This window comes from Rheinheimera sp. (assembly GCF_037442525.1).
Classification (GTDB): Bacteria; Pseudomonadota; Gammaproteobacteria; order Enterobacterales; family Alteromonadaceae; genus Pararheinheimera.
This window is the reverse complement of sequence record NZ_JBBIQD010000007.1, coordinates 142,372-167,460: the sequence shown is the minus strand read 5'-3', so window position 1 is coordinate 167,460 and position 25,089 is coordinate 142,372. Positions and strand designations below refer to the sequence as shown.

Genomic DNA, 25,089 nt, shown 5'->3' with positions numbered 1-25,089 from the left:
TGCGCCAGCCTTACCAGTTCCTTACCGGATTTTGTTTTTTTCGGTAAGGGAGCAGCAAGTTTTCCCCCCCGATAGTAAGGCCAGTGTTCAACCCAGCCGCCGCAGCGGCAGCGATGGAAACCTTTTATGAATAAAACCTTTTATACCTGGTTCGGTGGACTGGCTCTGGCTGGCTTACTGCTTTGGCAGCTCAGCTCCGAGCCAACAGTCCCTGCAGTGGAACCGACTAAATCAGCCGTATTGGCGGTGACGGCAGTGCAACCGCAGTGGCAGCAGTGGGAGCAACGCCTGACCGCCAGTGGCACTATTCAGGCCTGGCAGGAGGCGGTAATTGGCGCTGAGGTCAATGCATTGCGGCTTGCTCAGCTGTATGTTGATGTGGGCGACAAGGTGCATAAGGGCCAGCTGCTGGCGGTGTTTGCCGCTGACAGCATTCAGGCTGAGCTGCAGCAAAGCCGGGCTCAGCTGGCTGAAGCAAAAGCCAGGCTGGCGGATGCGAAAGCCGATGCAGAACGGGCCCGCTCCTTATTTAAGGGCGCAGTGGCGCTGTCCAAACAGCAAGTGCAGCGTTATCTCAATGCTGAGCAACTGGCGATAGCTCAGCTGGAGGCCGCCGAGGCCCAGGTGCAGTTGCAGCAGGTGCGGCTGGCGCAAACAAAAGTACTGGCACCTGACCATGGAGTGATTTCCGCCCGAACCGCTACTGTGGGCGCTGTGGTGACGGCTGGCGAGCAATTGTTCCGGCTGGTGCGGCAGAACCGTCTGCAATGGCTGGCCGAAGTGGCCGCTGCCGATCTGACCGGCTTAAGCCCTGGTCAGCAGGTCAGCGTGTTTCCGGCCGGTTTGCCGCCCGTGCAGGGACGGCTGCGCACCCTGTCACCTGTGGTGGATGTTTTAAGCCGAAACGCTCTGATCTATGTCGACTTGCCGCAGGACTCCGGCTTGTCTGCCGGCATCTTTGTTCGCGGCGAATTTGCCCTGGGAACCGCACAGGTGCTGACTTTGCCGCAGCAGGCCCTGCTGCAGCGGGATGGGTTTAGTTATGTGTTTTTGCTGAATCCGGACTCCACCGTGGCTTTGCATAAAGTGGAGGCTGGCCAGCGCCAGGGCGACAGGGTGGAAATTCGTGCCGGGCTGCAGCCTGAAAGCCGGGTTGTGGCCAGTGGCGGCGCTTTTTTAACAGACGGTGATGCGGTGCAGCTGGTCGATCCGGCGATGGCGGCTGATCGGCAAGCCAGCACTGGAGGCCAGCCATGAGCCTGAATCTGTCTGCCTGGTCTATTCGTAACCCTATTCCGGCTATTTTGCTGTTTCTGTTACTGACGCTGGCTGGCCTGGTCGGCTTCAGCCGGATGCAAGTGCAGAATTTTCCGGATGTTGAAATGCCCACTATTTGGGTCACGGCCGAGCTGCCCGGCGCGTCCGCCGTGCAGCTGGAAAATGAAGTGGCACGTCCGCTGGAAAATGCCATTTCGTCCATTCAGGGCGTATGGCATATCCAAAGCCAGCTGTCGGATGGTCAAGCCACTTTAAAGGTGGAATTCCGGCTGGAAAAGCCGCTGCAGGAGGCGCTGGATCAAGTGCGGGACGCCGTCGCACGGCAGCGTACTGATTTACCGGCTGAATTACCCGATCCTGTGGTACGCAAAGAGCAGTTTTCCGGTAGCGCCATTTTAACCTACGCCGTGCAGGCGGCGCATATGGACCAGGAGCAGCTGTCCTGGTTTGTTGACCAGCAGCTGATCCGGCCGCTGCAGGCGTTAGCCGGAGTCGGGGCCGTCAACCGGCTGGGCGGCTCCGAGCGCGAGTTGCGTGTCGAGCTGCAGCCCGAACAGTTGCTGGCCTTTAATTTCAGCGCCGCTGATTTGTCGGCTCAGCTGAAGCTGGTATTGCAGGACAGTTCCGGCGGCCAGACCGATATTGGCGGCGCCCAACAAAGTGTCCGTACCTATGCCACAGTGCAGTCGGCAGAGGAACTGGCGCAACTGGAGCTGAATTTACCGGCAGGGCAGCGGGTGCGGCTGAGTCAGATTGCCACTGTTTCAGACACAGTGCGCGAAGCCCAAAGTCAGGCGCTGCTGGGCGATCAGCAGGTGGTTGGTTTTGAAATAGTGCGGGCGCTGGGGGCAGGAGAACTGGAGGTCGCAGCGCTGGTGCAGGCCAGAGTACAGCGTTTGCAGGCGGAGCATCCGGCGGTGCAAATCCGCCAGGTGGCCGACTTAACCCGGCCTGTAGCTGAGAATTACCAAGGTTCGCTGACCTTGTTGTATGAAGGCGCAGTGCTGGCCGTGCTGGTGGTCTGGCTGTTTTTACGCAGTGGCCGGGCAACCCTGGTAGCCGCCACCGCCTTGCCGCTGTCGGTGATCCCGACCTTTGCGCTGATGTACTGGCTGGGGTACAGCCTGAATACCGTCACGCTGCTGTCATTGTCGCTGGTGGTTGGTGTGCTGGTTGACGACGCCATTGTTGAAATTGAAAACATTATGCGCCATCTGCGGCTGGGCAAAACCCCTTATCAGGCTGCGATGGAAGCGGCAGACGAAATTGGCCTGGCTGTGGTCGCCACCACTTTTGCGCTGATCGCGGTCTTTTTGCCCACTGCTTTTATGGGCGGTGTGGTCGGCCGGTTTTTTGTCCAGTTTGGCTGGACTGCGGCTTTTGCGGTGTTGTTTTCTTTGCTGGTGGCGCGGCTGTTAACACCTATGCTGGCGGCCTATTGGCTGCAACCGCCGCGGGACATTGAACCACAGGCCGGTTGGCAGCAGCGTTATCAGCAGTGGTTGCTGCGCTGCCTGCATCACCGAGGTCGTACCTTGCTGGCCGCCGCCGCTTGTTTTGTCAGTAGCCTGGCCCTGCTGCCCTGGTTACCGACCGGCTTTATGCCTGCTGACGATTTGCCGCAAATTCAGGTCGCTGTCACCTTGCCGCCAGGCAGCAGCTTGGAGCAAACCTTGCAGGTCAGCGCTCAGCTGCGCGACCTCGCCTTGCAAAACCCTGCGGTTCAACAGGTGTTTACGCTGGCCGGAACCTCGGTTGGCATGGATGAAGACTCAGGTATCGCCGGGCCTTTGCAGGTAAACAAAGCCAGTCTGAGCCTGCAGTTGCTGCCATCGCAGCAAAGGTCAGTGAGCAGGTTGCAGCTGGAAAGTCAGTTGCGGACGCTGTTTGCGGCTGTACCCGGGGTGCGGGTTCGGGTAGGGGATGGGGAGTCGGATACCTACCAGCTGGTGCTGCAGGGCGAAGACAGTCAGCAGCTTAGCCACTTTGCCAATCAGCTGGCACAACAGCTGCGCACCCTGGATGGTATTGGTGCTGTAACGTCCAGTGCCAGCCTGACCCGGCCTGAGCTGGTGGTGCGGCCCGATTTTAGCCGGGCCGCCAGTGCTGGTGTGGTTCCTGCGGATATCGCGGCCAGCCTGAGGGTAGCGACCAGCGGCGACTATGGCCAGGAACTGGCGCGTATCTATCTGAATGAACGCAAGGTGCCGGTCCGGGTCCGGCTAAGTGCGGCGGATCGGGCCGATCTGGACTTGTTAAAACGCCTGCCTGTGCCTGGGTTAAATGGCGCTGTGCCGCTGGAAACCGTCGCATCACTTGAGCTTGGCAGTGGCCCCGCCGACCTGACCCGTTATGACCGTCAACGCAATATCAGTCTGGATATCGAACTGAACGGCCAATCTTTAGGCCAGGTGGAACAAGAGATCCTGGCATTGCCACTGTTGCAGCAGTTGCCCGCAGGAATTCAGCTGGCCGCTGAAGGGGATGCGGAACAGATGGCGGAGCTGTTCAGCAGCTTTGGCCTGGCGATGGCCACTGGCGTGCTGTGTATCTACATAGTGCTGGTGCTGCTGTTTAAAGATTTTGTTCAGCCGGTCACTATTCTGGCCGCTCTGGTGCTGTCTGTTCCCGGCGCTGTGGCGGCGCTGTTTGTCACTCAGTCTGCCTTGTCGATGCCATCGATGATTGGTCTTATCATGCTGATCGGTATTGCCTCGAAGAACTCCATTCTGCTGGTGGATTACATCATCCTGGCCCGTCGCGACCTGCAGTTGTCACGGCTGGATGCATTGGTGGATGCCTGCCAGAAACGCGGACGGCCCATTGTGATGACCAGTCTGGCGATGGGCGCAGGCATGTTGCCTATCGCGCTGGGGTTAGGCGCTGATGCCAGCTTTCGAGCCCCAATGGCCATAGTGGTGATAGGCGGCTTATTCACCTCGACAGTCCTGAGCCTGCTGGTGGTGCCGGTGCTGTTTACCTATGTCGATGACTTGGTGCTTTGGCTTCGTGCCTGCTTTAAAACTCCAGGGAGCCCGCTATGACGCTGCTCAGTAAAACCCTGTTGGTGCTGATGTTCTGTTATGTGCTGGCGTCGGTGCTTTACGTCTACCGCTGGCGTGGTTCTGTGCGTTATGCCAGTTTCAGCCAGTATCTGCGCAAAGCCTGGCCTGTGTTTGCGCCGCTGAATTGCCTGCTGTACCTGACCACCAAAGCGCAGGCGCGCCAGCCGGTGCTGGCCAGCGATGCTTTTGCCGGCACTGAATTGCTGCGCCAGCATTGGCAACTGATTCGGGATGAAGCGCAGGCCTTGCTGGATGCCGGGTTATTTGACGCCATCCGTACGCCGGGATCGGCCGGTTATTACGATTTAGGCTTTCGTACTTTCTATAAGCGGGGCTGGAGCAAATTTTACCTGAGCTGGTACGGCACCATACATCACTCTGCCCAGCGGCTATGCCCACAAACCGTCGCCTTGCTGCAGCAGGTGCCTGCCGTAAGGGGCGCCATGTTTTCTCTGTTGCCACCCGGTGCCGAACTAAGCCTGCACTCAGACCCTCTGGCCTGTTCGCTGCGCTACCATCTGGGCCTTGTCACCCCTAATTCGGCGCAGTGTCGTATTGTGGTGGATGGCCACAGCTGCAGCTGGCAAGACGGCGAAGATTTTGTGTTTGACGAAACCTATCCACATTACGCGGTGAACAACAGCGACCAGTACCGGCTGATCCTGATGTGCGACGTCGACAGACCTCTAAGCTGGCTGGGGCGACAGTTTAACCGCTGTTACCTTGGTCTGGCCCGGCACTCGCTGGTGCCGAACCTGCCGGAAGACCAACAAGGTGCGGTCAGTGCTTTGTTTGCAGCATTAAGCCCCTGGCAGCAGCGGGCCCTGCAGCTGAAAGCCCGCCACCGTCGCGCCTATAAGCTGCTGAAGTGGCTGTTAAATACAACGCTGGTTTTACTGTTGGCGTTGGGGCTGGTGCTGGCCTTTAAACTGCTGGATGCCTTTGTCTGGCAGGGCGGCCTGGTACTGCTGCACCAATAAAAACCAAGGCAGCCATCTGGCTGCCCTGGTTGTTTTTGGCTCAGGCTACTTCGGCGCGGGCTTGCAGCAGCTGGAACAGCTCGTCTTTCAGGAACAGGCGCTGCTTTTTCTGATGGTCCAGGTAGTCGTCGCTGGTGGTTTCAACACCTTGCTCAATGCGGTGAATTTCGTGATCCAGTTCGTGATACCGCTGAAACAGTACAGCGAAATGGTTGTCGGTCAGTTTCAGCTGGTGAATGTGCTGCCGAAACTCCGGGAATTCATGCACTAAATCGTGTTTTTCTGACATAAGCTGGCTCCTTTAAGCGCAATGCTGGCAATACAACGTAAGAGGTAAAGCCTGTAGCCGGGGCGCCGCAATGGGCTGGCCGCAGCGGCTGCACAGGCCATAGCGGCCGGCGTCAAACCGGTCCAGCGCGGCTTCGGCGGCATAAAGTTCGGCAGCCACCTGAGTTTCCAGTTGCTGCAGCACTTCGTCGTTTTCCCGTTCCGCGGCCTGATCCGGACCGTCGGCGCTGTGACTTTGACGGAAATCCTGCTGCAACCTGTGCAAGCGTTGTTGCAGTTGGTACTGCAGCTGTTGCAGAGCTTCACGTTGTTTTTGCATAAGGTTCTCCCCGGCCAGATACTGGTATCCTAGTCGCCACGGCAGAGCGACAGCTTGATCCAAAACAACAAAAGCGTAGTGCATAACTGCAACAGAAGAAGGACAGCCATGATTGGTGTAGGCGATCTGAATGCCCGTTTCCGGGTTTATGTGCAAAACCGGCCGCCGGTGCCGCAGTATCAGCAGTTGTGGCAACTGCAACCACTGCAAGCGGGTGAGATCGATCAGATTTATCGCGACTGCGGCAATGGCTGGCGCAAGCTGTTTAATGTGTATGCCAAGCTGCTGTATGAGCTGGGGCCTGCCTTTGGTTTTGCGCAACAAGCGCCAAGCTGGCAGCAATACCGTGACCAGTTTTTGTTGCAGCAGGGTTCAGGAACCGCCTTATTGTTCAGCCCGCCCGATCTGACTGCCACCAACTGTGTTCACCTGATTGCCGGGCGCAGCTGCGCCAAAGACTGGCTGGCGCAGGGCATGCTGCACAGTCAGTTGCATTGGCTGAATGAAGAATTTGCCATAGACCCGGCCAACCGGCTGCTGGTGACACCCTATTTTGACTACCGCCAGCTGAGTAATGAAAAAATTGTCAGGGCGGCAGCCTTAGTGCGGCAACTGGCCGATCATGCATAAAAAGGCCGGAGATTCCGGCCCTTCTGTATTCAGCACTGGCGGTTAAATCCGCGACAAACGCCAGAACGCCGCCGCCATCCCCAGGGCGGTCGCATCCACTCCAAAGCGGATCCAATGGCCCTGGAGCAGAGCGCTCAGCAGCTGTTCGCCACTGTGCAGATAACCGGCTAGCGGAATAAGCAGCGTCAGCAATGCCGTCAGTAACAGCAGCTCGCGGCGGGCCTGAACAGCAGGACGGATAAAAGCCCACAGCAGGGCCAGACCGAACAGCGCAAAATAGACCTTGGCGTGCAACGCTTCTGGCAGCAGGGTGCCAGCCAAAAACAGGCCAGACACTCCGGCCATGGCACCGATGCAGCTGCCGTTGGTCAGCGCCGTCAAAAAGCGGATGGAGCGGGGTTGCAGCACATCGCCCGCTTTGCGCCGGGCTTCAATCCACATCAAATTGCCACTGTAAAACAAAAAGGCGCCAGCCAGGCCCAGCAGAAAATACAGCCATTTCACCGGATACTCAGCAAAATTGCCGTAATGCAGGCTTTGCAGGCCACGTAAAAAGGTGGTGCCAGGGCGGAACTGCTCCGGCGTCAGCTGGCCCAGCACTTCAGCTGTACTGGCGTTGAGCACCACGACGCCGCTTTGAGTCAGGGCCTGACTATGGATCTGGCCGTAAAAAGTGACATTGCCGTTTTGGTCACCTGCGTCATGGTAATAAAGGCTTTCTATTTCCAGCTCCGGCAACGTGGCCTGAGCTTTGGCCAACAGCTCGGTGACTGGCAGCAGTGGCACTTTGACGCCTGTAGGCTCGACATGGGCCACCACTTCAAACTCAGGTTCCAGAATTTCCAGCAGCTTGCCGTCGTATACCAGAAACTGAAAAGGGGCCAGCAGCACAAAGCCTATGGTCAGCACAGCACCGCTCCAGGCGAACAGAATATGAAAAGGTAACGACAACACGCCGATCAGGTTATGGGCGTCCTGCCAGACACGTTTCAGGCTCTGGCCGAAGCGCAAAGCAAACAGGTCTTTAAAAAACACCGGCGCATAAATAACCACGCCGCTGACCAGCGCCAGGCCATACAAAATACAGACAATACCGAACAGGTAAGTGCCAAACAGCCGCGGCAACCCAGCGGTAAAGTGCAGGTCGTAAATCAGGCTGACAAAATCCTGCCGGGCTGGTGCATGGCTTAGTTCGTCACCCTGCCATTGGATTTTCTGCTGGGCACCGCTTTGTTCGTTGTACCAGTACAGACTTAACTCCGGGCCATGATGACCGGGCAGCACAAGGCTAAAACCATGAGCAGCCTCAGGGGTTTGCGCTAAAAACTGGTCGATCAGCGGCTGGGCGCGGTCTAGGCTGGTAGCCTGGCGCAGTTCGCCCTGCTGTTGCCAGCTCATCAGTTCATGCACAAAGACCGACACCGAACCGGCATAAAAAGCGATAAACAAAAACAGACCCGCGACCAGGCCAGTCCAGGTGTGCACAGCCCTGAAGCTTTTTTGTGTGCTGACTTTCATCCGGCCGACCCCAACAGTAGTTTTAATCCATGCAATAAGCCGTAACAGACAATGGTCAGGCCCAGCAGCAGTTTCCAGGCGCTTTTACCGTTTTGGCATAAAAACGCCAGCGACATCAGGCCCACCCACAGCGGAAAAGACAGCAATAGCCAGGACATAGTCCAGCGCTGTTCAGCCCCCGGCAGCAACAACGCAATAATGCCGATAATGGCGACTGTTAACGGCAGGCCACAAAAGGCAGCGGCAGTTGATTTACCCCACATGAGGTTTACTCCTCCACTGAGCCAGCACTGGCAACAACACCCAGACCAGCATCAGTGCGGTTAACACCAGGTAAACCCCAGGCCAGAAGCCATAAGCCAAAGCAGCCAGCCATAAGGCCAGCACCAGGCTAACGGCTGTACCGGCCCAGAGCAGGGCCGGTTTATAGCTGTGCTGCTGGCGCGGGGCCAGCAGGTACAGCAACCAGGCAGCCAGCAGGCTGCAGACTAAAGCGCCAAAGGTCAGCATTGTTTGTTACCCGCAGCTATTGCCATTGCCAGGTGACGCCTACACCCACCACCCGTGGTGCACCAAAAATAGCCACAGGATCAGTAGGCCAGCGGTACTGGATATAGCCTTTGTCCAGCAGGTTGTTGGCAAAGAGGTAAGCCGACCACTGGGTGGCGTCGTAACTTAAGCGGGCATTGACCAGAGTGCGCGATGACAGCTCTATGACATCTGTACCCGGGCCTGTGGTGACATCACTGCGGAAGCTGGTGTTCAGGTTCAGCTGCCATTGGTCTGTGATATACCAGTTACCGCCTACAGCTGCGGTATGGCGTGGCGCATAGCCGAATTCCTGGCCTGAGTAATCGGTAATTTGGGCGTTTTCAACGGTTTCGAATTGGTCATACTGGGTTTTAGACCAGGCGTAAGAACCGTACCAGTCAAACGCATTGTTAATGCGGTGGCGCAGCTCAAACTCGGCACCGTACAGGTGTGATTTACCGGCGTTGACTGTGTGGTAGTCGTAGACATTGTTGCCGAAGTTGGCAATCACTTGTTTGTCGGTCCAGTCAATGTAATAGAGGTTGCTGTTCAGGGTCAGGCTTTGATCCAACCAACTGCTGCGGTACGCCAGCTCGTAGTTGGTGGTGAACTCAGGCTCGTAAGCAAATACCTGGCCGCGGGCAATATTGTAGGAGCTGCCGCCAGAGCGGTAACCACGTTGCAGCGTAAAAGCCAGCGATTGATCAGTCGTGAACTGCCAACGCAGACCCAATTTCGGCAGGAAGGCGGTGAAATCGCGGCTACTGGCTGGAGTTTCACTGGCGGCATCGGCCACCAGGCCTAACACCGCCATATTGATACCGGCAATGGCTGGGCCAAGCTGACCATAATTGGCTGGGTCTGGCAGCACACCGACAAATTCAGCGGTGCTGACGTTTTCAAAATCGTACTGCTCTTTGTCATAACGCATACCGGCCAGCAGCGACCATTGCTCAGCCAGCTGATATTCCAGGTCGATAAAGGCGGCCTGGTTTTCTGATTGAGTAGGTGCTGTGCTAAGGTAATCCACCGGGATCACCGGCAGTGCCTGGCCATACAGGCCTGCAACATAAGTGGCAGTGGCGGCATCCAAACCTGCGCCTTGCAGCACTAAAGCAATAGTTTCCAACGGGGTAGGCACATTCACCAGGCTGCTGCTTTGGTTGTCCATCTCACGTTTGGACCAGTACAAACCACCTAAGGCCGACAGTTTGTCACCGTCGTAATGCAGGCGTACTTCTTGCGAGCTGGTCTTGTAGTGCTCGTCGGTAGAGCCATAGGACAAATTTTCCGCAGTCAGGTCGTTGTCATAAGTACGGGTGGCGTCGGCTTTGGTGCGGGCTGTTACTGCAGTCAGCGACCAGTCGTTGTTCAGCTGATAATCCAGTTCCAGCGTGGTGACATCGGTTTTGGCGTCAGTGCTGCTTGGGCTGTTGGAGTAGTTCACGCGGTTGTTAAAATAATCTTCCGCAGCCAGCGAGGCATAGCTGTACATATAAGGGCCTTCACGGTCATCGCGCATATGTGTCAGGCGGGCGGTAAAGCCAGGTAAGGCAGATGGTGTCCACAACAGCTTGATGCGGCCAAGCAGGGATTCCGATTTATCTTCCGGTTCATTGCGGGTTGGGTTCCAGACATAACCGTCAAAATCACGTTTTTCCAGTGATAAACGGGCTGCCAGCTCGTCTTCTATCAAAGCGCCACCACCGGCAAAAGAAAAACGCTTGTCGTCCGGATCTGACCACTGCGCCCGTACTTTACCGCTCCAATCCATGCTTGGGTCGGCGCTGCGCATTATTACAGCACCGGCCAAGGCGTTTTCGCCCTGAATAGTGGACTGCGGGCCACGCAGAATTTCTACCTGGCTGATATCCCATAAATCGGTTGGGCCTGAATCGCTGATTTGGCTTGGCAGCGCTGCACCATCCAGATACACCGAAGCCAGTGGGTTAGGCGCACCTGCTTCGTTGGCAATACCCCGAATGGTAAAGCCGCGAGAGCCATACATAGAGCTGACGTTGGCGGTGCGGTTGATAATGTCATCCAGGTTTTGCAGGTTTTCCTGCTCAATTTTCAGCGCCGTGGTCACAGCGACGCTGCTGGTGGTTTCCTGCAGGCCCCGATCCGTCTTTTCGCCTTTGACGGTAATGCGTTCAACGTCAGCTTCTTTAGCCCCATCCGGGCTTGATTGGGCTGACACAGAAAAGGCTGCAACTAAACAAAGGGTGACACATGACTGGCGAAAAGGGGGCAACGACATAACAGCTCCATGCAAAAGGGATTTTTCTAGTCTCTTTTATGGTATCGAAGATGCGAATAGATCTCAATGGCAACTGAGATCTATTCGCATCTTATCTAAGTCTATGGCTGCCAACAAAAACTTGGCGTACTCTGACGGGAAAGATCGGGTGCCGGAGTGGAGAAATGAACAGAAGAGGTTTTTTAATCGGCTTGGCTGCAGTGCCAGTGGTGATTGGCGCTGGTGTCAGTCTGGCGGCCAGCCGTTATTCACCAGACTACGAACCTTTGCTGGCACGTTTGCTTGAGTTGCAGGGGAAAAACCTGCAAAGCAGTGGCAGCTGGAACCCCAGCCAGATTTTTCAGCATTTAGCCCAAAGTATTCAGGGGTCGTTGCAAGGGTTTCCAGAGCACAAAGCGGCCTGGTTCAGCCACACGGTCGGGCCACTGGCGCTGCAGCTGTTTAAAGCGGCCGGTGCCATGCAGCACCCGCTGGATCAGCCTATTCCTGGCATGGCCGCGCTGGACCCGGCGTTACCTGTGGAATATGCGTTGGGCCAGTTAGTGGCTGCCCTGCAAAACTTTAATGACGCCACAGAGTTACAGCCACATTTTGCCTACGGCAACTTATCCAAAGCCGATTACTTAGCCGCCCATCAGCTGCATATTGAACAGCATTTAGGCCAGATTTCTGTGGTCTAGCGGGCTGGGCTGGCGCGTTTTATTCTGGTTTTTCCGCCGTTAAACGGCTGCTTTCGGCGCTTGAATGGCTCTGACTGCTGCGGCCGCCGCCAACTCTTTATGCTGCAGTTCTGTGCATTATTACCCAAAGAGCTTCAGCATGACGTTAAAACTACCAGCCACTTTTAGTCTGTTACTCAGCCTGCTGACGGGCTGTTCAACTGCAGGACCAGCAAACCAGATACTGCAGCATCAGCCACCCGCTGCCTTGGCCAGCGACACGCTGAACAGTGACGGACGCTATCGCAATCTTTTCGCCAGCCCAAAGCAGTGGCCGCACAACTGTGAGCAACAGTGTTATTTGGCTGATAAGCGGGTGCTGTGCAAAGAAACTGCCTCGGATTGCCAGGTTCAATGGCCAGCCATGCCGCCATTGCTACAGGCCCAATTGCAGTGGACAGGTCACGCCAGCTTCCGGCTGTTAACCGCCGATGGTCAATTATTCCTGTTCGACCCTGTGTCTGCGGGGTTTGACTGGCCATTTAACTGGTTGGCTGCCTTGGTGGGTAACAAGCGCGCAGCGCCGGAGTTTGAATTGCTGGCGGGCCAGCAGCAGGCCAGCGCTGTGTTGTATTCCCATGCCCATTACGACCACTTTAACCGTGCTGATGCCGTGGCACTTGGGCAACAGAGCCCGCTGTATTTACCAGCGGGCATGGCGAAGTACCTACCGGAAGCCGGACTGCAATTGCATGAAATGGCCTGGTACAGCAGCACAGAGCAGCGCGGGGTTAACATTGATTTTGTACCGGCACACCACTACACAGGCCGCAGCCTGTATGAATTGGATGGTGACACTAGTTTATGGGGCGGCTGGGTACTGCAACTGCAGGGCCAAAAGCTATATTTCGCCGGTGATACCGGTTATTCGCCGGTTTTTCAACAAATTCGCAACCGCTACGGTGCTATGGACCTCTGCCTGATCCCTATTGGTTCTTATCACGGCGAAAACTACCGCAACGCCCACCTGACGCCGGAAGATGCGCTGCAGGTCGCGGAAGACTTAGGCTGCAAGCGCATGATCCCCTGGGGTTATGGTAACTACAGCTGGCTGATGGGCGATAAAAGCTCCCACTCCGCCCTGCTGCGCCTGCTGTCTATGCATCGCCAGTTGAATTCCAAAGTACAGCTGCAAGTACTGAATGAAGGCGAAATTGTTGGGGTGTAAGGCTTCTGGCTTGTGATGATGGCTAAATGAGGCAATTAAAGCTGCTATTCGCCTCATTTTGTGAGGCGAATAGGCAAAATAGCATAGGCATTTGAGACTTTCTGTCAGACCTGGCACACTGCTTTTGTATCAAAAGTGAAACATGGATGCTGGCATTGGCAAATAAATCAAAAGGTTGGAGTAGGGAGCAGCTGTTAGTTGCCTATAGTCTCTATACCAGATTGCGTTTTGGTCAGTTCGATCAGCGTAACGCAGAGGTGATTGCATTTGCTGCATTAATTGGTCGCTCGCCTTCAGCTTTAGCGATGAAGTTGGGGAATATCGCCAGCCTAGACCCAGTCATTACGTCGTCGGGCCGCTCCGGCCTAACAGGTGCTTCGGCCGCTGATCGTGCAATGTGGCAGGAGCTGCAGGACGATTGGTCAGCCTTTTCCTTGCAAATGGCGCAAACTGTCGCGGTGTTGCAGCCACAATCTGAGCCCCTAGTGTGGCCAGAAGTCCATGATTTCCCTGTCCCTAATTATTCAAGTACAACCAAAGAGTCGGTAGTGCAGGTTCGGATAGGCCAAGCGTATTTTCGAAATGCCGTACTGAGTGCTTACAATAATCGTTGCTGCATAACGGGCTTAACTGTCCCTAAACTACTGATAGCTAGCCATATTGTGCCTTGGAGCGAAGATGTGAAACACAGGCTTAATCCACAAAATGGCTTAGCGTTGTCTGCGTTACATGACAAAGCCTTTGATTTAGGAATGCTAACGATCGACGAACAATACCGGGTCGTTGTTTCCGCGAAGTTGAAATTACATCGGGATGAGTTCTTTCAAGCAGCGATTCAAAGTGTCCACGGCAAAAAAATGTTTATGCCAGAGAAATTCAGCCCTAACACTGAATTTTTAGCCTTGCATCGGGACACGATTTTTGAAAAACGCTTTTAGACTTAGTGTGAATTGAGAGCTGATTCGAGCTAGTTCAGGCGCAGAACACCACAAACAACAAGGCCGTAATCTTTCGAGTTACGGCCTTTTTATATACAGGATGTATGGTACGTCGAAAAGTCAGGAGAAACTTTTCGACGCCGGTAGGAACCTTTGCCCTTTTTTGCTTTTACCACCCGGGTGGTAAAGAGTTTGCTGGTGACGACTGCTTTAAGGGCGTTGTCGGTGATGGTGCCGCGGTCATGCTGGTGTGCCAGTTGCGGCTGCTTTTTCGTAGCCATAGTGCCTCCTGGGTTGAAACAACGCGCAGTGTAAGGGGGGTTGGTTTTTTCGGCAATCTTGGTTTTGTAATCAAATAAAAGTGTGATTGTTCCCATTGGCCGGTCCGTTTGCGCCCAAAGGCGGGGTAAACCCCGCCGCTACAAAACTGTCTGCATCAGTGCTTGAAATGGTTAAAGTGCAGACGCAGACAGCAGTGAGGGTGAAGCCGGTTCACTTACTTTAAATGACGCACCGGGTCTTGGCGGCCATGTAATACGCGAATAATCTCAATACGATTGAGCGCAACGCGGTAAAACAAGATGTGACTTTCGACAGGCAAACTGCGAATGTTAGCTAAGAGTTCTGTGCGTTCCTTACCAATCAAAGGCTGGAGGGTGATGGTCCAGAGCTGATTTTTGAGCTGTTGCAGGTAACTTTCGGATTGCTTTTGTCCCCATTGGCGTACGCCATACAAGTAAATTTCTTTCAGATCGGCTTTGGCTGCTGGTGCAAGAACCAGCTGGTACGCAGCCATCAGGGTCAGGCCTGTATATCGTCAAACAGTGCATCCAGTGCAGCTTTTGACTCAAGCACTATGCCTTCGCCTCTATCTAATTGGTCTATTCCCGATTTTAACTGCTCTCTTAGCCGGGCTAGTTTGATTTCGTGGATCCAGTCTTCATGGGTATCCATAAAACGCAGCGCTTCACGAATAACTTCGCTGGCATTGTTGTACAAGCCGCTTTCTACCTTGGCTTTTACCCGGGATTCAAGTTCAGGGGTTAATGAGATATGCATACTGGCCTCCAAAGCTGCCTGTCATAAGGCTAGAATTTGATACAAAGATTGTCAATGATTGTATTGGTTGGGCAGGGGTGGCCTTGTCTGCGGCGAAAAAGCGGGTGAGGTAAACCGAAACCAGTGGGTGGGGTAAACCCCACCCCTACAGGCTGCCCTGCAGTCGGTTAAGCCAACAAAGGTTTTAAGTATTTGCCGGTGTAAGATTGCTCGCAGGCGGCCACTTGTTCTGGGGTGCCGGTGATTAGTATTTCACCGCCGCCGCTGCCGCCTTCCGGGCCTAAGTCGATAATCCAGTCGGCGGTTTTAATCACATCCAGATTATGTTCGATCACCACTATGGTGTTGCCGTGGTCACGCAGCTTGTGCAGCACGTTCAGCAGTTGCTGAATGTCGTAGAAGTGCAGGCCTGTGGTGGGTTCGTCCAGAATATACAGGGTCTGGCCTGTGTCGCGTTTGCTCAGCTCTTTCGCCAGTTTCACCCGCTGCGCTTCACCGCCCGACAAGGTGGTGGCCGACTGGCCGAGCTTGATATAGCTCAGGCCCACGTCCATCAGGGTTTGCAGTTTGCGTGACACCGCCGGAATGCTGTCGAAGAATTCGCGGGCGTCTTCTACCGTCATTTCCAGCACTTCGTGAATGCTCTTGTGTTTGTACTTCACGTCCAGCGTTTCGCGGTTGTAGCGTTTGCCTTTACAGACGTCACAAGGCACGTACACGTCGGGCAGGAAGTGCATTTCTACTTTGATCACACCGTCGCCCTGGCAGGCTTCACAGCGGCCGCCTTTCACGTTAAAGCTGAAGCGGCCAGGCTGGTAACCACGTGAACGGGCCTCTTGAGTACCGGCAAATAAATCGCGAATGGCGGTGAATATGCCAGTGTAGGTGGCCGGGTTGGACCTTGGCGTGCGGCCTATCGGGCTTTGGTCGATGTCGACACATTTATCGAAATGCTCGAAACCTTCCACGGCTTTATGGGGCGCTGGCTCGTCACCGGCTTCGCCGCCGTTCAGTACCTTGTGCGCCACCCGGAATAAGGTGTCGTTGATCAGCGTCGATTTGCCGGAGCCGGACACCCCTGTCACGCAGGTCAGCACGCCAAACGGGATCTCCACAGTGACGTTTTTCAGGTTATTGCCGCTGGCACCAACAATTTTCAGGGCTTTACCGGCTTTGCCCTGGTGGCGGGTGGCCGGCACTTCAATTTTGCGCACGCCCGACAGGTACTGGCCGGTCAGCGAATCCTGGCTGGCCATAATGTCTTTCAGTGTGCCCTGGGCAACAATCTGGCCACCATGCACACCGGCACCCGGGCCAATGTCGATAATATGGTCGGCGGCGCGCACCGCGTCTTCGTCGTGTTCCACCACAATGACGGTGTTGCCTAAATCACGCAGGTGGTTCAGGGTGGCGAGCAGCCGGTCGTTGTCGCGTTGGTGCAAACCAATGGAAGGTTCGTCCAGTACATACATCACGCCCACTAAACCGGCGCCAATCTGGCTGGCCAAACGAATACGCTGGGCTTCACCACCCGACAGGGTTTCGGCGCTGCGCGACAGGTTCAGGTAATTCAGGCCCACATTGACCAAAAACATCAGCCGGTCCTGAATTTCTTTTAATACTTTTTCGGCAATTTTGGCGCGTTGGCCGGTCAGTTGCAGCTGTTTAAAGAAGTTCAGGCAGTCGCCAATCGACAGCTCCACTACAGTGGGCAAGTTGGTTTTGCCAATAAACACATGGCGGGCTTCTTCGCGCAGCCGTGAGCCATGGCAGCTTGGGCAGGCCTGAGAAGCCAGATACTTGGACAATTCTTCCCGCACCGCCATCGATTCGGTTTCGTGATAACGCCGTTCCATATTGGGCAATATGCCTTCAAACGGGTGTTTGCGTTTAATAATGTCGCCGCGGTCGTTCAGGTAATTAAATTCAATCTGGGTTTTTCCGGTGCCGTTTAAGATCACCTGCTGGTGCTCTTTTTTCAGGCTGCTGAAGGGCTCATCCAGCTTAAAGCCATAATGGTCAGCCAGCGATTTCAGCATCTGGTAGTAGTAGAAATTGCGTTTATCCCAACCACGAATGGCGCCGCCTTCCAGGCTCAGCTCGTCGCTGACAATCACTTTACCGGCTTCAAAATACTGCTTCACGCCCAAACCGTCGCAGCTTTGGCAGGCGCCAGCCGGGTTGTTAAAGGAGAACAGCCGTGGCTCCAGTTCGGCCATCGAATAACCGCAGGTCGGGCAGGCGAAGTTGGCGGAAAACACCAGCTCTTCGGCATTTGGGTCGTCCATCGACGCTACTTTGGCAATACCGCCGGACAACTCCAGCGCGGTTTCAAAACTTTCGGCCAGCCGCTGTTTAATGTCGTCCCGGACTTTAATGCGGTCGATCACCACTTCAATGGTGTGCTTTTTATGCAGCTCCAGCTTTGGCGGGTCCGACAAATCACATATTTCGCCATTAATGCGGGCGCGAATGTAGCCCTGGGCCGCTAAGGTCTCCAGGGTTTTCACGTGTTCACCTTTGCGCTCCTGCACCACAGGGGCCAGTACCATCAGTTTGGTGCCTTCCGGAAAGGACACTACTTTATCCACCATTTCGGTAATGGTCTGGGCGGCCAGCGGTAAGTCGTGCGTCGGGCAGCGCGGTTCACCCACCCTGGCAAACAACAGCCGCAGGTAGTCGTAAATCTCGGTAATGGTGCCTACGGTCGAACGCGGGTTATGCGAGGTGGACTTTTGTTCAATCGAAATAGCCGGGGACAAGCCTTCAATATGGTCGACGTCGGGTTTTTCCATCAGGCTGAGGAACTGACGGGCATAAGCCGACAGCGATTCCACATAACGGCGTTGCCCCTCGGCGTAAAGGGTGTCAAAAGCCAGAGACGATTTGCCCGAGCCGGACAGGCCGGTGATCACCACCAGTTTGTCGCGCGGAATTTGCAGCGAGATATTTTTCAGGTTGTGGGTGCGGGCACCGCGGATATCAATTTTATCCATCGCTTGTCTCTTGGCTGATGTGAAATACACAAACTGATGCACAGTATGGCTGCGCCGCCTGGCTGGATCAGTCTGGTCAGAAAAAAAGCCTGACTACTGTATATAAATACATTTGTTTCAGCAAGCGGGTCGGGGCGGATTTAAACCTGTGCAGGATAAAAAGAGAAACCGCGCAGCCAGGGCTACGCGGTTTTCCAGACAGTGTGAACTGTCAGCACCTCTTAGAACACGCCACGGATACTCAGCGCATAACGGCGGTCTGTGGTAAAGCTCAGTGCCTGAGTGCGGTCCCCTTGCTGGTTCATCTGGTACTGGGTTTTGGTTTCGGTATCCAGCAGGTTGCTGCCTTCAATGCCCACTTTCCAGTTGTCGTTGATGCTGTAGTAGAAGCTGGCGTCCATCATGCCAGAGGCTTCCGCATAGGCCGGTACATACTCTTCCGACTCCCGCAGGGTCAGCAGGTACTCAGAGCGCCAGGTGTAGGCCAGACGGAACGACACTTTTTCATACTCGTACATACCAACAATGTTCATGTTCTGGTCGGAATAGCCTTGCAGTGGCAGACCGCTGAAGACCCGGAAGGTATTGCGGTTGTCTGACAACCTGTTGCCGTTTTCGTCGAAGCCCAACGTGCCTTTGGACACTTCGTTCGGGTCTTCCAGGCCACTCTGGTCGATATAGGTGTAGTTAAATTGCAAACCTAAACCGCGCCATACACCCGGTAACATGTCATAAAACTGCGAATAGGAGAACTCGGCACCACGCAAAGTACCAGAGCCGGTATTGGCCGGGCCATAGGCAGACACGTCGTAGGTTTCACCGTTGTACGTGACGTCCAGATCAAAAGCACGGTTGCGGATAATGTTATCCAGCTTTTTGTGGAACAGGCCAACCGTAATAAAACCGGCCGGGGCAAAGTACCATTCAGTGGTCAGGTCGGCGTTAATGGACTCTTCCGGCTCCAGGTAAGGGTTGCCCGCCAAAGCTGAGATCTCAATATCGTCCAGCCCCACCACAGGATTGTTGGTTTCGTCCTGATCCTGCCCCGGTGTCTGCAGGATGCGGGTGTAGTCCAGATCCAGCAGGCTGATATTGCGGGCGTCCACCAGGCTGGGGTAATACAAACCTTTGGACGCGCCAAAACGCAGCACCACATCCTCCGACATTTCAAAGCTCAGGTTCAGGCTGGGCAGCACTGTGCTGTAGTCGGTGCCGTCCACTGTGCTTAGTTGCGATTCACCATTGGCCAGGTCGTAATAGCGTTTGTATTGCGGCTGTTGCATCACAGTGTTCAGGGATGTGCCTGGTTCACCGCGTTTGGTGGTCAGTGGCTGCACAAAGGCGCCTGTCGATTCCAGCTGATAATTCACATAACGCAGGCCGAGGTTACCAATCAGCGGGAACTGCTGGTTTGGCAGCTCAAAGTCACCACGCAGGTAAACTTCGGTGCGTTTTTCGTTGGACGAGCTGATGTTATGTGCCGCAAAAGGCCCTTCCACCCGGTTAGGTTTGTCGGTGTAAGGCACATAAGTTCCGGTACAGACACCACCATTGGCGGCGCTTAAGGTGGCGTTGTGCCAACCTTCGGCACAACCCTGGCGCAGGGACTCGGCGTAGTTACGTACTAAATCCATCCGTGGGAACAGGAAGTTGTTGACGTTGCCGACCAATACATCGCCGTTGTAATAGTCGGAAAAGTCGACCCGCTCAAACAGCTCAGGCCGGTTGACGGCAGCGGCTGCGTTGCGGTCATTCATATCCCAGGGCGTCCCAATGGCTGACCAGCCTTCATAGGCGGTGTCGCGCACTGTCAGGTCTTTGTCTGAGTAATAGATACCGGATCTGACGCTGGAGAACACACCATCCAGCTGGTAGCTGACGTCAAACTTAAAGCTGTCGGCTTTGGCGGTGTTGTGTTCTTCCTGCTCCATACCACTGCCGAGGAACAGGTTGGGTACAGGGCCGTTCCAGTCGCTGTTGGGTGACCAGCCTGGGGTTAGAATATTGTCGCTTAAAAACTCCACAGTCGGGCGTTCGCCGCGCATATCCAGGTAATAAGGCGACACCACATGCACATGGTTACCGCGGGTCTGGCCAGACATGCTGTAGTTGTGCACCACTTTTTCGGAGTCGATATGCTGGTAGTCGAATTCCAGTTTTAAGCGGTCACTGGCTTTAATGGCTAGGTTGAATGAGGTGTCTTCCACCGTATTTTCGTTGTAGTTCCAGCGGCTGCGGTAGAAGAAGGGCGTTTCCGGGCTGACACCCAATGCCACACCTGAAGTCACGTAGCCATTTTCCACCGTCAGCGGGCGGCCAGTGGCGGAATCGTCACGCCAGTTCTGCGACGACCCCATAAAGCCTTTAAAGCCCTGAGCGGCCTGACCTATCTGGCGCTCGTTCCATTCCAGCGACGCATTGGAATTAATGTGTTCCAGCGTGGCAATAACAGTGTCGTCTTTATTGGCCCATTGTAATGAGCCGGTGAAGCCGTCACGTTTACGGTCGTTATCAGCGGTGCTCATATGAATAGCCACTGGCACGTGCCAGACGCTGCCGGCTGGCTGGCCAGGTAAGGCCGGGCCGTCAACCGGAGAATCCGGGTCTACCCCTGTGATGCCGCCCCATTGGTCTGTGGTCGGAATAAAGGAATCACCACGCGAGTGGAAGTTACCCAAACCAACACCGTCCCCACGGGTACGGTATTCGGAATGAGAACCCGCCAGCAAAATACCGAAGCGGCCTGAGTTCACTTCCCACTGGTCTGAATACAGCGCGTTAAAAGACGGTGTGGTGTCTTCACGGAAATCGCCGTAGTTGGCTTTGCCACCAAAGGCGATGACTCGTTTGTCGGAATCAAAGGGCTTGCGGGTGATCAGGTTGACAGTACCGGCAATGCCACCTGAGGTGAGGTCGGCGGTCTGGTTTTTGACGACTTCCACTGCACCCAGGAGTTCGGCCGGAAAATCTTCGTAGCTCAGGCCACCCCATGGGTTGGCGCTGAAGGCGTCGCGGCCGTTGACTTCCGAGCGCACCCGGTCTAAACCCCGTACCAGCACACCCGTACCTTCGTCGGCATAGTGTTTCGGGTCGTCGGACGATGCGAAACGTTCAATGGTCACGCCTGGCACCCGTTGCAGTGCTTCGGTCACGGATTTGTCCGGCAGCGCACCAATGTCGGTGGCGGTGATCACATCTTTCACCGTGTCGGCATAACGCTTCAGATCCTGCGCCGACATAATGCTGCCACGAATGCCTTTTACTTCAATAACTTCCATCTGCTCACCTTTTTCTTTAGTGGTGACAGCGTTGTCATTTTCCGGCAAATTTTGTGCAGCCGCAAACAATGGGCACAGCCCCAAGAAAGCGGCAGAAACAGCCAGGCTGAGCCTGGTGCGTTGAATGCGGTGTTTGTTGCTATAGCTGAGTAATTCAGACATGGTTTGATCTCATTTCTTGTTGTGTAACCCATTCTGCTTTGCCGGCAGCGCAACTACTGACAAAGCCACTTTATGGTGCTCTTGTTCATCCTGGTGAAACCCGACATCACTACCAAATAAGTCAAGGTCTGATGTTACTTTGTACCATGGCGGCGAATAAGTAAACATTATTTGGTGAAAAAACAGCTCTTTATAATTAATTATTATACTTTTTGAATTTTTTATTTCATTGGTTGTTGTTACCCAGTAACACCAGGCATTCGACACTGTGGTGGACCACTCAGCTGTGCTAGAATCGCCACCTCGTTGGTGGGCGTGAAACTCTGAGTTCAGGCCCTGAAATCCTGTCTGTCCTTTGAGATTTTGTGCTGATGCAACATTTAACCGCTGTCGAGCGGCGTGCCGCAATTTCGCTGGCACTGGTTTTTGCCTTCAGAATGTTAGGTTTATTTATGCTGATCCCGGTGTTTGCTATTTTTGGCAACCATCTGGCTGGCTTTTCATCGTTATGGATTGGGTTAGCAATAGGCGCCTATGGCCTGACGCAGGCGGTGCTGCAAATTCCTATGGGTTGGGCCTCGGACCGTTTTGGCAGAAAACCAGTGATGTTTGCCGGGTTAAGCCTGTTTGTGCTCGGCTCTGTGGTCGCGGCTTTGTCCGACTCTGTGTATGGCGTGACCGCAGGCCGGGTGTTGCAAGGCATGGGGGCGATTTCCGGCGCTGTGCTGGCACTGGCCTCTGATCTGACCCGTGAAGAACAGCGCCCCAAAGTGATGGCGGTGATCGGGATGACCATAGGCCTGTCCTTTGCGGTCGCTATGGTGGCTGGTCCGGCCATAGCGGCGGTAGCAGGCTTAAGTGGTATTTTCTGGTTTACCGCTGGTATAGCCCTGTTTGGTATTTTGCTGGTCTGGAAACTGGTTCCGGATGCCTCGCATAAAGTGGCAGGTGCAGAAACCCTGGCCACACCGGGCAAAATTGCCAGCCTGTTCAGCCACCCGCAATTGCTGCGGCTGAATTTGGGCGTGCTGGTGTTGCACCTGTTGTTAACAGCGATCTTTGTGGTGTTGCCTCCTTTACTGGAGCAACAGCAATTTTTATCGGCAACGCACTGGCAGCTGTATTTACCGGTGATCCTGCTGGCCTTTGTCGCTATGGTGCCACTGATGATTTTGGCCAGCCGGAAACAACAGGAAAAACGCTACTTTTTGCTGGCCATTGGCCTGCTAATTGTTAGTTTTGTGTTAATTTTAAGCAATCAGCAGTTGTGGTGCATAGCGCTGGCGCTGTTGTTGTTTTTTACCGGCTTTAACTACCTTGAAGCCAGTATGCCTGCCTTGTTGTCGCGTATTGCGCCTGCCGGTTTAAAAGGCACGGCCATGGGCACTTATGCCAGTGCGCAATTTTTTGGTGCCTTTTTAGGCGGTCTTTTCGGTGGCTGGATTTCCGGTGCGCTGGGCAGTGAAAGCCTGTTTGTTTTCCTCGCGCTGATTGGTTTAATATGGCTGGTCTGTGCCAGTAGCATGACAGTGCCGGAGCGTTCGCAACGCTTATCCCTGCCCGTGAATGTGGCCAATCAGGCCGCTGCCGATCTGTTGGCGGCGCGCTTATGTCACCTGCCTGGAGTGCAGGAAGCCACCGTGCTGGTGGCAGAACAACGCTGTTATCTGAAAGTGGGTCAGCAGAATTTTAATCTGGCCGAAGCACAGTCTTTGGTTGCCGGCGGCAGCCGCGAAAGTTGAGGAGAAAGTCGCATGGCTCGTGGAATTAATAAAGTAATACTGATCGGTAACCTGGGTGCCGACCCGGAAGTCCGTTATATGCCAACAGGTGGCGCGGTGGCCAATATTACTGTGGCCACCAGCGAAAGCTGGACGGACAAAGCCACCAACGAAAAGAAAGAACAAACCGAGTGGCACCGTGTGGTGATTTATCAGCGTTTGGCTGAAATTGCCGGTGAATACCTGCGTAAAGGCAGCAAAGTTTATATCGAAGGCAAACTGCGTACCCGCAAGTGGCAGGATCAACAAGGTGTGGAACGTTTCACTACCGAGATTATTGCCAACGAACTGCAAATGTTAGACGGCCGTGGTGATGGTCAGGGCGCCAGCATGGGCGGCGGGCAAATGGGCGGCGCTAACCAGGGGGGAGGCCAGGGCGGCTACCAGCAGGCTCCGGCTGCACCACAACAACGTATGCCGCAACAACAGGCTCCGGCACAAAGTGGTTTCCAGCCACAACAACAACCGCAGAACCAGGGTTACCAGCAACGCCCGGCTCAGGGTGGTTTTAACCAGCCACAGGGCAACTTCGGTGGCCAGCAGGGCGGTTTTAACCAGTCAGCGCCACAACAACGTGCGCCAATGGAACCACCAATCGACTTTGATGACGATATTCCGTTCTGAGTTGCGCCTTTTACTGTTCATAATGTAAAAGCATAACGATTAACAAGGGTAAGTAGACAAATCAGTCACTTACCCTTTGTTTTTCTGATGCCAACCTATTGCAGAATTATGGTTCGGCCAAAAAGCCTGCCTGTGATTTAGCCAAATTTCACCAGATCTAAGGCTGGCAAGGGACCCCCCGGGAACTGAGCCAGCCGACCTTGTTCAGTGCCACCCAAATCAATGCCAGCAAAACCGAGTTGAGCAATCAGTTTGGCAACAACCGCTTTGGCCGCGGTGTTTTCGCCTGAGTAAAACATGACCCGTTTGCCACCTTTCGCACTGGGTTGTGCCAGTAAGGCGGGTGGCAAATGATTAAAGGCTTTTACGACTCTTGCCCCCGGTACAAGAGAGGCAACCACAGCACTGGATGCCAGCCCCTGCAAATCGACCGCTTTAAAGGCCGGGGCTTCAATGGGATTGTTGGTATCGACCACAATTCGTCCATCCCAGGGGCCAAGCCCCTGGACTGCGGAGGGTATTTTTGACCAGTTGACGGCCAGGAATACCAGGTCAGCCTTGGCTGCTTCGCTCGCGGACACAGCCTTTGCGGTTGGACCTAACTCCTCCACTAAAGCTGCCAGCGAAGCAGGACCTCTGCTGTTGGCAATTGCAAACGGGATCCCGGCCTGGGCCAGCAGGTGAGCAATGGCACTGCCAATACTTCCTGCGCCAATAATGCTGATTGTGTTCATCGTAAGCTCCTTATGCGGTAAAACCGCCATCGACTACCAGTTCAGCTCCGGTCACGAAAGCGGCTTCGTCACTGGCAAGGAAGGTGACAGCACCTGCGATGTCTGCACCCTGACCATAACGTCCGACCGCGATGTTTGGCCGAACGAAGTCTGCGACTGCGCCGTCGGCAGGGTTCATGTCGCTGTCGGTTGGGCCCGGGTGGACGGTATTCACTGTGATGCCTCTTGGGCCCAGATCGCGAACCAAACCACGACTGAAACCGGCAACGGCACCTTTGGTCAGGGTATAAGCGGAAGCAGTGCCGAATGCGGCATACTGCACCATAGAGCTGCCGATATGGATGATGCGGCCACCGGTCCCCATGTGTTTTAAAGCTTCCTGAGTGGCCACAAAGACGCCGGTCACATTGACGGCCAGAATGCGTTCAAAGTCAGTGAAGGCAATCTGCTCCGGCTGACCCAAAACACTAATCCCGGCGTTATTGACCAGAATATCGACTTTGCCGAAGCTGGCGGCCACTTGGTTTACGGCTTGGCGCACCGCTTCTGGATTACCTGCATCGGCCTGGATAGCCAGTGCTTTACCGCCAGCCGCCTGAATTTCTGAGACCAGTGCTTCGGCTTTTTCAGGAGAGGCATTGTAAGTAAATGCCACAGTGGCGCCTTCAGCGGCCAGGCGACGCACGATGGCTGCGCCTATTGAACGTGAACCACCGGTAACGATGGCGATTTTGTTTTGCAGTTTAGTGGTTGCAGACATG

The 25,089-nt window shown here is 54.8% G+C and carries 22 protein-coding genes; 9 read left to right on the top strand and 13 right to left on the bottom strand.

The window, feature by feature from the left end:
* Positions 1 to 126 precede the first annotated feature (126 nt).
* From WKJ03_RS12235 to WKJ03_RS12225, 3 genes are read left to right on the top strand one after another with little or no spacing between them, the layout of a single operon-like run.
* A complete protein-coding gene (locus tag WKJ03_RS12235) occupies positions 127 to 1,257 on the top strand; it encodes an efflux RND transporter periplasmic adaptor subunit (protein ID WP_337842497.1) in 1,131 nt (376 codons plus the stop codon).
* Complete coding sequence (locus WKJ03_RS12230) at positions 1,254 to 4,322, top strand: efflux RND transporter permease subunit (RefSeq protein ID WP_337842496.1); 3,069 nt, start codon at positions 1,254 to 1,256, stop codon at positions 4,320 to 4,322. Before WKJ03_RS12235 ends, WKJ03_RS12230 begins: the two co-directional genes overlap by 4 nt.
* Positions 4,319 to 5,323 carry an aspartyl/asparaginyl beta-hydroxylase domain-containing protein gene (locus tag WKJ03_RS12225; protein WP_337842495.1) on the top strand — a complete coding sequence of 335 codons (1,005 nt, stop codon included), beginning with the start codon at positions 4,319 to 4,321 and terminating at the stop codon, positions 5,321 to 5,323. Before WKJ03_RS12230 ends, WKJ03_RS12225 begins: the two co-directional genes overlap by 4 nt.
* 40 nt (positions 5,324 to 5,363) lie before the next feature.
* On the opposite strand, the gene WKJ03_RS12220 is transcribed toward WKJ03_RS12225, so the two are convergent.
* Together WKJ03_RS12220 and WKJ03_RS12215 are read right to left on the bottom strand one after the other, a co-directional pair.
* On the bottom strand, positions 5,364 to 5,612 hold the full coding sequence (locus WKJ03_RS12220; RefSeq protein ID WP_337842494.1) for a YdcH family protein: 249 nt from the start codon (positions 5,610 to 5,612) through the stop codon (positions 5,364 to 5,366).
* A gap of 12 nt (positions 5,613 to 5,624) precedes the next feature.
* Positions 5,625 to 5,930 (bottom strand): TraR/DksA C4-type zinc finger protein, encoded by a 306-nt coding sequence (locus WKJ03_RS12215; RefSeq protein WP_337842493.1) that lies wholly within the window; start codon positions 5,928 to 5,930, stop codon positions 5,625 to 5,627.
* A 108-nt stretch (positions 5,931 to 6,038) separates the two neighbouring features.
* Between WKJ03_RS12215 and WKJ03_RS12210 the strand changes: the two genes are divergently transcribed.
* Positions 6,039 to 6,560 (top strand): hypothetical protein, encoded by a 522-nt coding sequence (locus WKJ03_RS12210; RefSeq protein ID WP_337842492.1) that lies wholly within the window; start codon positions 6,039 to 6,041, stop codon positions 6,558 to 6,560.
* Positions 6,561 to 6,602: 42 nt separating this feature from the next.
* Here the strand turns inward: WKJ03_RS12210 and WKJ03_RS12205 are convergent, their stop codons facing one another.
* Genes WKJ03_RS12205 through WKJ03_RS12190 form a run of 4 tightly spaced genes read right to left on the bottom strand, consistent with a single transcriptional unit; the run spans position 6,603 to position 10,869 of the window.
* Complete coding sequence (locus WKJ03_RS12205) at positions 6,603 to 8,078, bottom strand: PepSY-associated TM helix domain-containing protein (RefSeq protein ID WP_337842491.1); 1,476 nt, start codon at positions 8,076 to 8,078, stop codon at positions 6,603 to 6,605.
* Entirely contained in the window at positions 8,075 to 8,341 is a 267-nt protein-coding gene (locus WKJ03_RS12200) for a hypothetical protein (RefSeq protein ID WP_337842490.1), read from the bottom strand. The genes WKJ03_RS12205 and WKJ03_RS12200 overlap by 4 nt, the downstream gene beginning before the upstream one ends.
* Entirely contained in the window at positions 8,331 to 8,588 is a 258-nt protein-coding gene (locus WKJ03_RS12195; protein ID WP_337842489.1) for a hypothetical protein, read from the bottom strand. Before WKJ03_RS12195 ends, WKJ03_RS12200 begins: the two co-directional genes overlap by 11 nt.
* Positions 8,589 to 8,604: 16 nt before the next feature.
* Complete coding sequence (locus tag WKJ03_RS12190; protein ID WP_337842488.1) at positions 8,605 to 10,869, bottom strand: TonB-dependent receptor; 2,265 nt, start codon at positions 10,867 to 10,869, stop codon at positions 8,605 to 8,607.
* A gap of 164 nt (positions 10,870 to 11,033) precedes the next feature.
* Here WKJ03_RS12190 and WKJ03_RS12185 point away from each other — a divergent pair, with 164 nt between their 5' ends.
* The 3 genes from WKJ03_RS12185 (at position 11,034) to WKJ03_RS12175 (ending at position 13,694) form a co-directional block, all read left to right on the top strand.
* Positions 11,034 to 11,549, top strand: a complete 516-nt coding sequence (locus WKJ03_RS12185) for a DUF1569 domain-containing protein (protein WP_337842487.1) — start codon at positions 11,034 to 11,036, stop codon at positions 11,547 to 11,549.
* Between the two features lie 139 nt (positions 11,550 to 11,688).
* Positions 11,689 to 12,756 carry an MBL fold metallo-hydrolase gene (locus tag WKJ03_RS12180; protein ID WP_337842486.1) on the top strand — a complete coding sequence of 356 codons (1,068 nt, stop codon included), beginning with the start codon at positions 11,689 to 11,691 and terminating at the stop codon, positions 12,754 to 12,756.
* 146 nt (positions 12,757 to 12,902) lie between these two features.
* Positions 12,903 to 13,694 (top strand): HNH endonuclease, encoded by a 792-nt coding sequence (locus WKJ03_RS12175; RefSeq protein ID WP_337842485.1) that lies wholly within the window; start codon positions 12,903 to 12,905, stop codon positions 13,692 to 13,694.
* Positions 13,695 to 13,783: 89 nt separating this feature from the next.
* Here WKJ03_RS12175 and WKJ03_RS12170 read toward each other — a convergent pair whose 3' ends face one another.
* From WKJ03_RS12170 to WKJ03_RS12150, 5 genes are all read right to left on the bottom strand, one after another.
* Positions 13,784 to 13,975: a ribosome alternative rescue factor ArfA gene (locus tag WKJ03_RS12170; RefSeq protein ID WP_337842484.1), complete on the bottom strand. Its 192-nt coding sequence runs from the start codon at positions 13,973 to 13,975 to the stop codon at positions 13,784 to 13,786.
* 215 nt (positions 13,976 to 14,190) lie between these two features.
* Complete coding sequence (locus WKJ03_RS12165; RefSeq protein WP_337842483.1) at positions 14,191 to 14,490, bottom strand: type II toxin-antitoxin system RelE/ParE family toxin; 300 nt, start codon at positions 14,488 to 14,490, stop codon at positions 14,191 to 14,193.
* 5 nt (positions 14,491 to 14,495) lie between these two features.
* Positions 14,496 to 14,753, bottom strand: coding sequence for a type II toxin-antitoxin system ParD family antitoxin (locus WKJ03_RS12160; RefSeq protein ID WP_337842482.1), 258 nt, complete (start codon positions 14,751 to 14,753; stop codon positions 14,496 to 14,498).
* A 167-nt stretch (positions 14,754 to 14,920) separates the two neighbouring features.
* Entirely contained in the window at positions 14,921 to 17,749 is a 2,829-nt protein-coding gene (uvrA, locus tag WKJ03_RS12155) for an excinuclease ABC subunit UvrA (protein WP_337842481.1), read from the bottom strand.
* Between the two features lie 221 nt (positions 17,750 to 17,970).
* The gene (locus WKJ03_RS12150; RefSeq protein ID WP_337842480.1) at positions 17,971 to 21,189 is read right to left on the bottom strand and encodes a TonB-dependent receptor; all 3,219 of its coding nucleotides are present in this window, start codon (positions 21,187 to 21,189) and stop codon (positions 17,971 to 17,973) included.
* A gap of 371 nt (positions 21,190 to 21,560) precedes the next feature.
* Between WKJ03_RS12150 and WKJ03_RS12145 the strand changes: the two genes are divergently transcribed.
* Together WKJ03_RS12145 and ssb are read left to right on the top strand one after the other, a co-directional pair.
* Positions 21,561 to 22,931: an MFS transporter gene (locus WKJ03_RS12145; protein WP_337842479.1), complete on the top strand. Its 1,371-nt coding sequence runs from the start codon at positions 21,561 to 21,563 to the stop codon at positions 22,929 to 22,931.
* Between the two features lie 12 nt (positions 22,932 to 22,943).
* Positions 22,944 to 23,594, top strand: a complete 651-nt coding sequence (gene ssb, locus WKJ03_RS12140) for a single-stranded DNA-binding protein (RefSeq protein WP_337842478.1) — start codon at positions 22,944 to 22,946, stop codon at positions 23,592 to 23,594.
* A 137-nt stretch (positions 23,595 to 23,731) separates the two neighbouring features.
* Here the strand turns inward: ssb and WKJ03_RS12135 are convergent, their stop codons facing one another.
* Both WKJ03_RS12135 and WKJ03_RS12130 read right to left on the bottom strand, forming a co-directional pair.
* Complete coding sequence (locus WKJ03_RS12135; protein ID WP_337842477.1) at positions 23,732 to 24,328, bottom strand: NADPH-dependent F420 reductase; 597 nt, start codon at positions 24,326 to 24,328, stop codon at positions 23,732 to 23,734.
* 10 nt (positions 24,329 to 24,338) lie between these two features.
* On the bottom strand, positions 24,339 to 25,088 hold the full coding sequence (locus WKJ03_RS12130) for a 3-oxoacyl-ACP reductase family protein (protein WP_337842476.1): 750 nt from the start codon (positions 25,086 to 25,088) through the stop codon (positions 24,339 to 24,341).
* Position 25,089: the final 1 nt, after the last annotated feature.